This is a genomic window from Escherichia sp. Marseille-Q3837, assembly GCF_916618735.1.
GTDB classification, from domain to species: Bacteria; Pseudomonadota; Gammaproteobacteria; order Enterobacterales; family Enterobacteriaceae; genus Escherichia; species Escherichia ruysiae.
This window is the reverse complement of record NZ_CAKAKC010000001.1, coordinates 2132448-2144728: the sequence shown is the minus strand read 5'-3', so window position 1 is coordinate 2144728 and position 12281 is coordinate 2132448. Positions and strand designations below refer to the sequence as shown.

General features: G+C 51.6%; 11 protein-coding genes. 7 read left to right on the top strand and 4 right to left on the bottom strand.

The genetic code is table 11. From position 1 onward, the window contains the following. Positions 1-5 precede the first annotated feature (5 nt). Complete coding sequence (gene nadB / locus LG381_RS10050; protein ID WP_001020197.1) at positions 6-1628, top strand: L-aspartate oxidase; 1623 nt, start codon at positions 6-8, stop codon at positions 1626-1628. Here nadB and trmN read toward each other — a convergent pair. After that, positions 1613-2350, bottom strand: a complete 738-nt coding sequence (trmN, locus tag LG381_RS10045; RefSeq protein ID WP_024212358.1) for a tRNA(1)(Val) (adenine(37)-N(6))-methyltransferase TrmN — start codon at positions 2348-2350, stop codon at positions 1613-1615. The two genes, nadB and trmN, sit on opposite strands and share 16 nt — an antisense overlap. 131 nt (positions 2351-2481) lie before the next feature. Between trmN and srmB the strand changes: the two genes are divergently transcribed. Continuing rightward, positions 2482-3816, top strand: coding sequence for an ATP-dependent RNA helicase SrmB (gene srmB, locus LG381_RS10040; RefSeq protein WP_000219193.1), 1335 nt, complete (start codon positions 2482-2484; stop codon positions 3814-3816). A 206-nt stretch (positions 3817-4022) separates the two neighbouring features. Here srmB and LG381_RS10035 read toward each other — a convergent pair whose 3' ends face one another. Then, entirely contained in the window at positions 4023-4904 is an 882-nt protein-coding gene (locus tag LG381_RS10035) for a LysR family transcriptional regulator (RefSeq protein WP_225762363.1), read from the bottom strand. A gap of 102 nt (positions 4905-5006) precedes the next feature. Here LG381_RS10035 and eamB point away from each other — a divergent pair, with 102 nt between their 5' ends. After that, on the top strand, positions 5007-5594 hold the full coding sequence (eamB, locus tag LG381_RS10030) for a cysteine/O-acetylserine transporter (protein WP_225762362.1): 588 nt from the start codon (positions 5007-5009) through the stop codon (positions 5592-5594). A gap of 60 nt (positions 5595-5654) precedes the next feature. Here the strand turns inward: eamB and grcA are convergent, their stop codons facing one another. Beyond that, positions 5655-6038, bottom strand: coding sequence for an autonomous glycyl radical cofactor GrcA (gene grcA / locus LG381_RS10025; RefSeq protein ID WP_000627804.1), 384 nt, complete (start codon positions 6036-6038; stop codon positions 5655-5657). Positions 6039-6341: 303 nt separating this feature from the next. Here grcA and ung point away from each other — a divergent pair, with 303 nt between their 5' ends. After that, positions 6342-7031, top strand: a complete 690-nt coding sequence (gene ung, locus LG381_RS10020) for a uracil-DNA glycosylase (protein WP_207516175.1) — start codon at positions 6342-6344, stop codon at positions 7029-7031. Between the two features lie 46 nt (positions 7032-7077). On the opposite strand, the gene LG381_RS10015 is transcribed toward ung, so the two are convergent. Continuing rightward, positions 7078-8115 (bottom strand): tRNA/rRNA methyltransferase, encoded by a 1038-nt coding sequence (locus LG381_RS10015; protein WP_225762361.1) that lies wholly within the window; start codon positions 8113-8115, stop codon positions 7078-7080. 206 nt (positions 8116-8321) lie between these two features. On the opposite strand from LG381_RS10015, the gene trxC reads away from it, so the two are divergent. From trxC to pat, 3 genes are all read left to right on the top strand, one after another. After that, positions 8322-8741, top strand: a complete 420-nt coding sequence (trxC, locus tag LG381_RS10010) for a thioredoxin TrxC (RefSeq protein ID WP_001098726.1) — start codon at positions 8322-8324, stop codon at positions 8739-8741. A gap of 70 nt (positions 8742-8811) precedes the next feature. After that, entirely contained in the window at positions 8812-9510 is a 699-nt protein-coding gene (tapT, locus tag LG381_RS10005) for a tRNA-uridine aminocarboxypropyltransferase (protein ID WP_000138186.1), read from the top strand. A gap of 31 nt (positions 9511-9541) precedes the next feature. After that, positions 9542-12202 (top strand): protein lysine acetyltransferase, encoded by a 2661-nt coding sequence (gene pat / locus LG381_RS10000; protein ID WP_105290347.1) that lies wholly within the window; start codon positions 9542-9544, stop codon positions 12200-12202. The last annotated feature ends 79 nt before the right edge of the window (positions 12203-12281 follow it).

Sequence of the window (12281 nt, the reverse complement as noted above, 5' to 3'; positions counted from 1 at the left end):
TCAAAATGAATATTTTCCCTGAACATTCTTGTGATGTGTTGATTATTGGTAGCGGTGCCGCCGGGCTTTCACTGGCGCTACGTCTGGCGGATAAGCATCAAGTCATCGTTCTAAGTAAAGGTCAAGTTACAGAAGGCTCGACGTTTTACGCCCAGGGCGGAATTGCCGCCGTGTTTGATGAAACTGACAGCATCGATTCCCATGTGGAAGATACCTTAATTGCTGGTGCCGGAATTTGCGATCGCCATGCAGTTGAATTTGTTGCCAGCAATGCGCGTTCCTGCGTGCAATGGTTGATCGACCAGGGGGTGTTGTTTGATACCCACGTTCGGCCAAATGGCGAAGAGAGCTACCATCTGACCCGTGAAGGTGGACATAGTCACCGTCGTATTCTTCATGCCGCCGACGCCACTGGTAAAGAAGTAGAAACCACGCTGGTGAGCAAGGCGCAGAACCATCCGAATATTCGCGTGCTGGAACGCAGCAACGCAGTCGATCTGATTATTTCTGACAAAATTGGTCTGCCGGGTACGCGGCGGGTTGTTGGCGCGTGGGTATGGAATCGCAATAAAGAAGCGGTAGAAACCTGCCACGCAAAAGCGGTAGTGCTGGCAACCGGAGGCGCATCGAAAGTTTATCAGTATACCACCAATCCTGATATATCCTCCGGCGATGGTATTGCCATGGCCTGGCGCGCGGGTTGCCGGGTTGCTAATCTTGAATTTAATCAGTTCCACCCTACCGCACTGTATCATCCACAGGCTCGAAATTTCCTGTTAACGGAAGCTTTACGTGGCGAAGGCGCTTATTTGAAACGCCCGGACGGTACACGATTTATGCCCGATTTTGATGATCGCGGCGAACTGGCACCGCGCGATATTGTTGCTCGTGCTATTGATCACGAAATGAAGCGCCTCGGCGCGGATTGTATGTTCCTCGATATCAGCCATAAACCTGCGGATTTTATTCGTCAGCATTTCCCGATGATTTATGAAAAGTTATTGGGACTGGGTATTGATCTCACGAAAGAGCCTGTCCCAATAGTGCCCGCTGCGCACTACACCTGCGGTGGCGTGATGGTAGATGATTATGGGCGTACCGACGTTGATGGCCTGTATGCCATTGGTGAAGTCAGCTATACAGGATTACATGGCGCTAACCGAATGGCCTCTAACTCATTGCTGGAGTGTCTGGTCTACGGCTGGTCGGCAGCGGAAGATATTGCAAAGCGTATGCCCTATGTGCGCGGCGTCAGTACGTTACCGCAGTGGGATGAAAGCCGCGTTGAGAATCCTGATGAACTGGTGGTGATTCAACATAACTGGCATGAGTTACGCCTGTTTATGTGGGATTACGTGGGCATTGTACGCACAACAAAGCGCCTGGAGCGCGCCCTGCGGCGGATCAATATGTTGCAGCAGGAGATAGATGAATATTATGCTCACTTCCGTGTGTCGAATAATTTGCTGGAGCTGCGTAATCTGGTGCAGGTTGCCGAGTTGATTGTTCGCTGCGCGATAATGCGCAAAGAGAGTCGGGGCTTGCATTACACGCTGGATTACCCGGAGCTACTCGCGCATTCCGGTCCGTCGATTCTCACCCCCGGCAATCATTACATAAACAGATAAAAAGCCTGGGTCAGCGCCGTATACGCTTCGGAATAGTTCTGGTCTGGCCCACGAATCACTAAGCGATCGCTAAAACACTCCCCCGCCTGTGGGGAGAATGCCAGCAGCACCCGATGCGGCAGTCGCGCTTCGTTTTCCGCCACATCCGTCCGTAAACGTAAATGCCAGCCCATATTTAACGCCAGTTCAGTAAAACCATTACCGACCTGTTCTGGCAGCACCACGCAGAAAAATCCCTCTTCGGTAATGCATTCTGCCGCGCAAGTGAGCAACGTCTGGTGATCAAGTGTAGTGGTATAGCGCGCCTGCTCCCGCTGTGGTGTTGCGCACTCTACTCCCTGCTGATAATACGGCGGGTTGCTGATAATTAAATCAAAACGCGCAGACTGCTGGGTAATCCACTGCTGAATATCCACCGTATGGACGTTAATCCGCTCTGCCCACGGGGACTGCGCGATATTTTCCTGCGCCTGGGCAGCCGCTTCATTTTCAATTTCAACCGCATCGATTATCACACCATCATCGGTGCGCTGCGCCAGCATCAAAGCCAATAAGCCGCTACCGCTGCCGATATCAAGGCAGCGTTTTACCCCAGCCACAGGAGCCCATGCGCCCAGCAAAATTCCATCCGTTCCCACTTTCATTGCACAGCGATCGTGTGCGACAAAAAACTGTTTAAAAGTAAATCCATTACGACGAAGCACGGATGTAGACTGTGACATGAAAATAAAACCTTGCTGGAAAAACGGCGATAGCGCCGGGTAAGAACAATACCTGAGAAGCGATATCCATACAAACAGATGAAGATTGCAGCCGTAACGTCTATAATCAGCGCCCCACACAGAGGTAGAACATGACTGTAACGACTTTTTCCGAACTTGAACTCGACGAAAGCCTGCTGGAAGCACTCCAGGATAAAGGTTTCACTCGCCCGACCGCCATTCAGGCTGCCGCCATTCCGCCTGCGCTCGATGGCCGTGATGTACTCGGTTCTGCGCCGACAGGCACCGGTAAAACGGCGGCGTATCTGCTGCCAGCGTTGCAGCACCTGCTCGATTTCCCGCGTAAGAAATCCGGTCCGCCGCGTATTTTGATCCTCACCCCAACTCGCGAACTGGCGATGCAGGTGGCCGATCATGCCCGCGAACTGGCGAAACATACGCATCTGGATATTGCCACCATCACCGGTGGCGTGGCTTATATGAACCACGCAGAAGTGTTCAGCGAAAACCAGGACATCGTGGTCGCCACAACTGGTCGTCTGCTGCAGTATATAAAAGAAGAGAACTTCGATTGCCGCGCGGTTGAAACGCTGATCCTCGATGAAGCAGACCGTATGCTGGATATGGGCTTCGCCCAGGATATCGAACATATTGCTGGCGAAACTCGCTGGCGTAAACAAACCCTGCTCTTCTCGGCAACGCTGGAAGGCGATGCTATTCAGGATTTTGCTGAGCGTCTGCTCGAAGATCCGGTGGAAGTTTCTGCGAATCCGTCCACCCGAGAGCGCAAAAAGATTCATCAGTGGTATTACCGCGCCGATGATCTTGAGCATAAAACTGCGTTGCTGGTGCATCTGTTAAAACAGCCGGAAGCGACTCGCTCAATTGTCTTTGTGCGTAAGCGTGAGCGTGTGCATGAACTGGCAAACTGGCTGCGCGAAGCGGGCATCAACAACTGCTATCTCGAAGGTGAGATGGTGCAAGGCAAACGCAACGAAGCGATCAAACGCCTGACCGAAGGCCGCGTTAACGTACTGGTTGCAACTGATGTTGCCGCGCGTGGTATCGACATTCCGGATGTCAGCCACGTCTTTAACTTCGATATGCCGCGCAGTGGCGATACTTATTTGCACCGTATCGGGCGTACCGCTCGCGCTGGCCGTAAAGGCACCGCAATTTCACTGGTTGAAGCTCATGACCATCTGCTGCTGGGCAAAGTTGGTCGTTATATTGAAGAGCCAATTAAAGCTCGCGTAATTGATGAGTTACGCCCGAAAACGCGTGCGCCAAGCGAGAAACAGACCGGCAAGCCATCGAAAAAAGTGTTGGCAAAACGCGCCGAGAAGAAAAAGGCTAAAGAGAAAGAGAAGCCACGGGTGAAAAAACGCCATCGCGATACCAAAAATATTGGTAAGCGCCGCAAACCAAGCGGAACGGGCGTGCCGCCGCAAACGACAGAAGAGTAATCATAATGCCGGGTTTAAGCCCGGTATTAAAAGTGCAGGCAAACGCAAAATTGCCTGATGCGCTACGCTTATCAGGCCTACGAAACTCATGCAATGTATTGAATTTGCACAATTTTGTAGGCCGGATAAGGCGTTCACGCCGCATCCGGCATGAACAAAGCGCATTTGTCGACAAGTTGAATGCCGGGTTTAATCCTGGCATTTTTTTATCCCGCCAAAAAACACTCTTCAACACACTGAATAAAAATGTGCATCGCCGGGCTAACCGCTTTTCCGGCATGGTGAGCGCACATTGCCGTAATGGTCTGCGACGGTTCGCCAAAGGGTAATTCAATTAATTCTCCGCACTCCAGCTCTTTTGCTACCGCAAAGCGCGGTAAGTAGCTGACTCCGATATTTGCTGCGACACATCGCTTGATACTTTCAATGCTTATAAGCTCAATGGTGCTTTCCACCGTGATCCGCCGCTGACGCAGCGTGCTTTCAAATATCTGGCGGAAGACACATTGCGGTTCGTTAATAATAAAGCTACAGGCGTTATGTCTTCCCGGCTCAGTAAAATCGACATCTGTAATTTGCGGTGAAGCCACCAACACCAGTGATTGTTCACCCAACTCTCGTCGGTTCAGAGCATCATCATTCCCTACGCGATAAAAGACACCGATATCGGCCTCATCATTCAGCAATGCATCACGGATCACGTAGCAATTCAGCGACTGCAACGATAAACGTACTTTGGGTGCGCGTTGCCGAAAACGCTGCAACACCTGCGGCATTCGGTAAGAGAGTAGCGTTTCACCTGAAACAACGCGCAGCTCTCCGTCCGGATCCGACTCTTTTTTGGCAGCCTCGCGTAGCGTATCCATCACTCTGGTGAGTTCATAAATGTGCGGCAGCAACTTTTTTCCTTCGCGAGTGAGGCACATCCGTCGGCCAATTTTTTCAAACAACTGAACCGAGAACTCCTGTTCAAGCTGCTGAATATGAAAAGTAACCGTCGATTGTGTACAGCACAATTTTTGCGAAGCTCGCAAAAAGGAACCCTCTTCCACCACGGTTTTAAGCGTAATAAAGCGGCGCAGATCCATAAACCCAAACCTATCGAGATTGTCGAATTTAGAATGTAAAAACATTCATTTTTTTAAATGTTTCATGTCGGGTACTGTCTACCAAAACAGAGGAGATAACAAGTGACACCGACCCTTTTAAGTGCTTTTTGGACCTACACTCTGATTACGGCCCTCACGCCAGGACCGAACAATATTCTCGCTTTGAGTTCAGCCACGTCGCATGGGGTTCGTCAGAGTTCCCGCGTGCTGGCAGGGATGAGTCTGGGATTTTTAATCGTCATGTTGCTGTGTGCGGGAATTTCGTTTTCACTGGCTGTTATCGATCCGGCAGCAGTGCATTTGTTGAGTTGGGCGGGGGCAGCATATATTGTCTGGCTGGCGTGGAAAATCGCTACCAGTCCAACAAAAGAAGACGGACTTCAGGCAAAACCGATCAGTTTTTGGGCCAGCTTTGCTTTGCAGTTTGTGAACGTCAAAATTATTTTGTACGGCATTACGGCACTGTCGACGTTTGTTCTGCCGCAAACACAGGCGTTAAGCTGGGTAGTTGGCGTCAGCGTTTTGCTGGCGATGATTGGGACGTTTGGCAATGTGTGTTGGGCGCTGGCGGGACATCTGTTTCAGCGATTGTTTAACCGCTATGACCGTCAGTTGAATATCGTGCTGGCGCTGTTGCTGGTCTATTGTGCGGTACGCATTTTCTATTGAAAGACAAAAGAAAAGCGGAAGAGCTCACCCTCTTCCGCTTAATAACTTGCTACTTAAGCCTTACAGGCTTTCAGTAAAGGTACGAGCGATAACGTCGCGCTGCTGTTCCGGAGTCAGAGAGTTGAAGCGAACTGCATAACCGGATACACGGATGGTCAGCTGCGGATATTTTTCCGGATGCTTAACTGCATCTTCCAGAGTTTCACGACGCAGAACGTTTACGTTCAGGTGCTGACCACCTTCAACGCGAACTTCTGGTTTAACTTCTACTGGAACTTCACGGTATTCAATGTCACCCAGTTTGCTTACTGCAACCACTTCGTCTTCTGCAAAACCTGCTTTCGCAACGATGCAACGCGCTTCGCCTTTTTCGCTGTCCAGCAGCCAGAAAGAGTTCAGCAGATCGTCATTAGCGGCTTTAGTAATCTGGATACCTGTAATCATGTGATGCCTCCCCGGCAAATTATTTGATTTGATTAGCCTGTCGCGGCCAATTGGTAAAACCATTGTTGCTTGAGTGTATATATACTCCTCAAACACCCTTGATTCTTTGATTTAAATCAATAAAAACCACACATCAAATATGGTCGGAAATGGATTTTATTGTTTTACATCAACTTATGCGAGCGTGAAATTTTACCAATTTACACTTTTTTGCACTCGTTTATGGCTAAAAAATGAGCATGATTTTGTTCTGTAGAAAGAAGCAGTTAAGCTAGGCGGATTGAAGATTCGCAGGAGAGCGAGATGGCTAACGAATTAACCTGGCATGACGTGCTGGCTGAAGAGAAGCAGCAACCCTATTTTCTTAATACCCTTCAGACCGTCGCCAGCGAGCGGCAGTCTGGTGTCACTATCTATCCGCCACAAAAAGATGTCTTTAACGCGTTCCGCTTTACCGAGTTGGGTGACGTCAAAGTCGTGATCCTCGGTCAGGATCCTTATCACGGACCGGGACAGGCGCATGGTCTGGCATTTTCCGTTCGCCCCGGAATCGCCACTCCTCCGTCACTGCTGAATATGTATAAAGAGCTGGAAAATACTATTCCGGGCTTCACCCGCCCTAATCATGGTTATCTTGAAAGCTGGGCGCGTCAGGGCGTTCTGCTACTCAATACTGTGTTGACGGTACGCGCAGGTCAGGCGCATTCCCACGCCAGCCTCGGCTGGGAAACCTTCACCGATAAAGTGATCAGCCTGATTAACCAGCATCGCGAAGGCGTGGTGTTTTTGTTGTGGGGATCGCATGCGCAAAAGAAAGGGGCGATTATAGATAAGCAACGCCATCACGTGCTGAAAGCACCGCATCCGTCACCGCTTTCGGCGCATCGTGGATTCTTTGGCTGCAACCATTTTGTGCTGGCAAATCAGTGGCTGGTACAACGTGGCGAGACGCCGATTGACTGGATGCCAGTATTACCGGCAGAGAGTGAGTAATTGACGGAAAAATACCGGATGGCAGAATTGCCATCCGGCTGATTTATCAGGCTTTATTCTGACGCCACCATTCGCCAAGCAGCACGCCAGTTGCGACAGAGATATTCAGACCAGCAACGTTGCCAGTACCGTCAATCTTCACGCGCAGATCGTTCGGATCGCGTGCGGCATCCGGTAACCCTTCATATTCCTGACCCAGCACCAGCACCATTTTCGCTGGTAGACTGGTTTTGAACAGCGGTTTACCCTGCTCGCTGGAAGTGGTCACGACGGTGTAACCCGCCTGACGGAAATCATCCAGCACGTTAACAATGTTGTCGCCGGTAATCGGCTGAACGTGCTCTGCGCCGCCTTCTGCGGTACGGATTGCCGCACCCGATTCCAGCAACGCCGCATCCTGCACCACAACGCCTGTCACGCCAAAGTGCGCGCAGCTACGCATCATGCCACCCAGGTTATGCGGGTTAGATTCGTTTTCCAGCGCCAGTACGCAATCCTGCGCGCCAGCCTGGCTTACCCACTGCTGTACGGTTGTGCCGTTACGCTTTTTGATCAGGAAGCAAACGCCACCGTGATGTTCCGTGCCTGATGCTTTTGTCAGTTCCGCTTCATCCACTACATGGTACGCTTTGCGGTTTGCCGCCATCCAGCGCAATGCTTCTTTAAAACGTGGCGTTACGCTCTGGATAAACCAGGCGCGAACAATCGCTTCCGGACGACTCTGGAACAGTGCCTGACATGCATTTTCGCCGTAGACGCGGGTTTCTTCCGCACGCTGACGACGCAAAACTTCGGGATCAATAAAACTTTTACCACTGATGCCACCGTGATCGGCCTTTTCTGGTGCCTCATCACCCGGCGCGCGGGAAACGGTGCGCCACGGCGACTCTTCCCACTTGCGGTCACGGGGCTGACTCTGTTTGTCATCGCGGGCGGGGCGACGGCCACCGTCAGCACGAGATTTTCCTGGACGCCCGCCCCCTTTCCCGGTGCGCGGGTTGTGGGTACGTTTATCAGAATCATCATCACTGCGGACATACATCACTTTGACCTTGCCGCTTTTACCTTTCATTTCATCGTTCATGCTTTTCTCCACCAGCGCTGCGCGAAGCGCGCAGATTACCCGAAGTGCGCGCGGTTCGCCATGATTTCGTACCAAAGCCTGCGACTATCATATCTATTGAATAAAACAGATTGTTGTCTGGAACATTGCCTTTGATAATATGTAACATATTAGAAACATACCGGCGTCATTGCCGATAAGTCTCCTTACTCATCCCGAGGTTAGTTATGAATACCGTTTGTACCCATTGTCAGGCCATCAATCGCATTCCCGACGATCGGATCGAAGATGCGGCAAAATGCGGACGCTGCGGTCACGACCTGTTTGACGGAGAGGTGATTAATGCGACCGGTGAAACACTCGACAAATTGCTGAAAGACGATCTGCCTGTAGTGATCGACTTCTGGGCGCCGTGGTGCGGCCCTTGCCGTAACTTCGCGCCGATTTTTGAAGATGTTGCGCAAGAGCGTAGCGGTAAAGTGCGTTTTGTAAAAGTGAATACCGAAGCCGAACGTGAATTAAGCAGCCGCTTTGGTATTCGTAGCATTCCGACGATCATGATTTTCAAAAATGGTCAGGTTGTTGACATGCTTAACGGCGCTGTGCCGAAAGCGCCGTTCGATAGCTGGTTGAACGAATCTCTTTAATCTTGCCGGGGCGCATCTTGTGCCCCGTTTTCTCCTCTGCGACAATGGCGGTTTTTCGACGCTCTCTCTCATGACCGAAAACGCTGTTCTCCAGTTACGCGCCGAACGTATTGCACGCGCAACGCGTCCTTTTCTTGCCCGTGGTAATCGCGTTCGTCGTTGCCAACGCTGTCTTTTGCCAGAGAAACTTTGCCTCTGTTCGACAATCACCCCAACTGAAGCAAAAAGCCGTTTTTGTTTGCTGATGTTCGATACCGAGCCAATGAAGCCCAGCAATACCGGACGTTTAATTGCTGATATCTTGCCGGATACTGTCGCGTTTCAATGGTCGCGTACCGAACCCTCGCAAGATTTGCTGGATCTGGTACAAAACCCGGATTATCAGCCAATGGTGGTTTTTCCTGCCTCGTATGCCGGCGAGCAACGGGAAGTCATCTTCTCGCCGCCTTCCGGTAAGCCGCCGCTGTTTATTATGCTCGATGGCACCTGGCCGGAAGCACGCAAGATGTTTCGTAAAAGTCCGTATCTGGATAATTTCCCGGTTATTTCCGTCGATCTTTCCCGGCTTTCTGCCTATCGCCTGCGTGAAGCCCAGGCCGAAGGCCAATATTGTACTGCCGAAGTAGCCATCGCACTTTTAGATATGGCAGGCGATACCGAAGCAGCAACGGGCTTAGGCGAGCATTTCACTCGTTTTAAAACGCGCTATCTGGCAGGAAAAACGCAACATCTGGGTAGCATCACAGCAGAACTGTTAGAAAGCGTTTAAAATCATTCGGTCACTTCTGCGGGAGACCGGTATGAGTCAGCGAGGACTGGAAGCACTACTGCGACCAAAATCGATTGCGGTAATTGGCGCATCGATGAAACCCAATCGCGCAGGTTACCTGATGATGCGTAACCTGCTGGCGGGAGGCTTTAACGGACCGGTACTCCCGGTGACGCCAGCCTGGAAAGCGGTGTTGGGTGTGTTGGCCTGGCCGGATATTGCCAGCTTACCCTTTACACCCGACCTTGCGGTTTTATGTACCAATGCCAGCCGTAATCTTGCTCTTCTGGAAGAGCTCGGCGAGAAAGGCTGTAAAACCTGCATTATTCTTTCTGCACCGGCATCTCAACACGAAGATCTCCGCGCCTGCGCCTTGCGCCATAACATGCGCCTGCTAGGACCAAACAGTCTGGGCTTACTGGCTCCCTGGCAAGGGTTGAATGCCAGCTTTTCGCCTGTGCCGATTAAACGCGGCAAGCTGGCGTTTATTTCGCAATCGGCTGCCGTCTCCAACACCATCCTCGACTGGGCGCAACAGCGTGAGATGGGCTTTTCCTACTTTATTGCGCTCGGCGACAGCCTGGATATCGACGTTGATGAATTGCTCGACTATCTGGCGCGGGACAGTAAAACCAGCGCCATCCTGCTCTATCTCGAACAGTTAAGCGACGCGCGACGCTTTGTTTCGGCTGCCCGTAGTGCCTCGCGCAATAAACCGATTCTGGTGATTAAAAGCGGACGTAGCCCGGCGGCTCAACGTCTGTTGAACACCACGGCAGGAATGGATCCGGCGTGGGATGCGGCTATTCAGCGTGCAGGTTTATTACGAGTGCAGGACACTCACGAACTGTTTTCGGCGGTAGAAACCCTTAGCCATATGCGCCCGCTACGTGGCGACCGGCTGATGATTATCAGCAACGGTGCCGCGCCTGCCGCGCTGGCGCTGGATGCCTTATGGTCGCGCAATGGCAAGCTGGCAACGCTAAGTGAAGAGATTTGCCAGAAACTGCGCGATGCGCTGCCAGAACATGTTGCTATCTCTAACCCGCTCGATCTGCGCGATGACGCCAGCAGCGAGCATTATGTCAAAACGCTGGATATTCTTTTTCACAGCCAGGATTTTGATGCGCTGATGGTTATTCATTCGCCCAGCGCCGCAGCGCCCGCAACAGAAAGTGCGCAAGCATTAATTGAAGCGGTGAAACATCATCCCCGCAGCAAGTATGTGTCTCTGCTGACGAACTGGTGTGGCGAGCACTCTTCGCAAGAGGCACGACGTTTATTCAGCGAAGCCGGGCTGCCGACCTATCGAACGCCGGAAGGAACCATCACTGCTTTTATGCATATGGTGGAGTACCGGCGTAATCAGAAGCAACTACGCGAAACGCCGGCGCTGCCCAGCAATCTGACCTCTAATACCGCAGAAGCGCATATTCTGCTACAGCAAGCCATTGCTGAAGGAGCGACATCACTCGATACCCATGAAGTTCAGCCCATCCTGCAAGCGTACGGCATGAACACGCTTCCCACCTGGATTGCCACTGACAGCACCGAAGCTGTACATATTGCCGAACAGATTGGTTATCCGGTGGCGCTGAAGTTGCGCTCGCCGGATATTCCGCATAAATCAGAAGTTCAGGGCGTGATGCTCTATTTGCGTACGGCTAGTGAAGTCCAGCAAGCCGCGAACGCTATTTTCGATCGGGTAAAAATGGCCTGGCCGCAGGCGCGTATTCACGGCCTTTTAGTGCAAAGTATGGCTAACCGTGCAGGTGCTCAGGAGTTGCGCGTAGTCGTCGAGCACGATCCGGTTTTCGGGCCGTTGATCATGCTGGGTGAAGGCGGTGTGGAGTGGCGTCCTGAAGATCAAGCCGTCGTCGCACTGCCGCCGCTGAATATGAACCTGGCTCGCTATCTGGTCATTCAGGGAATCAAAAGTAAAAAAATTCGTGCTCGCAGTGCACTGCGTCCACTCGACGTCGCGGGCTTAAGCCAGTTACTGGTGCAGGTTTCCAACCTGATTGTCGATTGCCCGGAAATTCAGCGTCTGGATATTCATCCTTTGCTGGCTTCCGGCAGTGAATTTACCGCGCTGGATGTCACGCTGGATATTGCGCCTTTTGAAGGCGATAACGAGAGTCGGCTGGCTGTGCGCCCTTATCCGCATCAGCTGGAAGAGTGGGTAGAATTGAAAAACGGCGAACGCTGCTTGTTCCGCCCGATTTTGCCAGAAGATGAGCCACAGCTTCAGCAATTCATTTCGCGAGTCACCAAAGAAGATCTTTATTACCGCTACTTTAGCGAGATCAACGAATTTACCCATGAAGATTTAGCCAACATGACGCAGATCGACTACGATCGAGAAATGGCTTTTGTGGCGGTACGACGTATTGATCAAACAGAAGAGATCCTCGGTGTCACACGAGCGATCTCCGACCCAGATAACATCGATGCCGAATTTGCCGTACTGGTTCGATCGGATCTCAAAGGATTAGGCTTAGGCCGCCGCTTAATGGAAAAGTTGATTACCTATACGCGAGATCACGGACTGCAACGCCTGAATGGTATTACGATGCCAAACAATCGTGGCATGGTGGCGCTGGCTCGCAAGCTCGGGTTTAACGTTGATATCCAGCTCGAAGAGGGGATCGTTGGGCTTACGCTAAATCTTGCCCAGCGCGAGGAATCATGAGTAAGGTACTGGAAATGTTGACCACTTAATCGGGACTGGTGTTATTATTGCTCGCTTATGTCGTCTGCATTGCACAGAG

Coding starts and splice junctions, on each gene's coding strand:
- ung (WP_207516175.1), top strand. CDS start 6,342: ATGGCTAACGAATTAACCTGGCATGACGTGCTGGCTGAAGAGAAGCAG.
- trmN (WP_024212358.1), bottom strand. CDS start 2,350: ATGTCACAGTCTACATCCGTGCTTCGTCGTAATGGATTTACTTTTAAA.
- srmB (WP_000219193.1), top strand. CDS start 2,482: ATGACTGTAACGACTTTTTCCGAACTTGAACTCGACGAAAGCCTGCTG.
- LG381_RS10035 (WP_225762363.1), bottom strand. CDS start 4,904: ATGGATCTGCGCCGCTTTATTACGCTTAAAACCGTGGTGGAAGAGGGT.
- pat (WP_105290347.1), top strand. CDS start 9,542: ATGAGTCAGCGAGGACTGGAAGCACTACTGCGACCAAAATCGATTGCG.
- LG381_RS10015 (WP_225762361.1), bottom strand. CDS start 8,115: ATGAACGATGAAATGAAAGGTAAAAGCGGCAAGGTCAAAGTGATGTAT.
- tapT (WP_000138186.1), top strand. CDS start 8,812: ATGACCGAAAACGCTGTTCTCCAGTTACGCGCCGAACGTATTGCACGC.
- grcA (WP_000627804.1), bottom strand. CDS start 6,038: ATGATTACAGGTATCCAGATTACTAAAGCCGCTAATGACGATCTGCTG.
- nadB (WP_001020197.1), top strand. CDS start 6: ATGAATATTTTCCCTGAACATTCTTGTGATGTGTTGATTATTGGTAGC.
- trxC (WP_001098726.1), top strand. CDS start 8,322: ATGAATACCGTTTGTACCCATTGTCAGGCCATCAATCGCATTCCCGAC.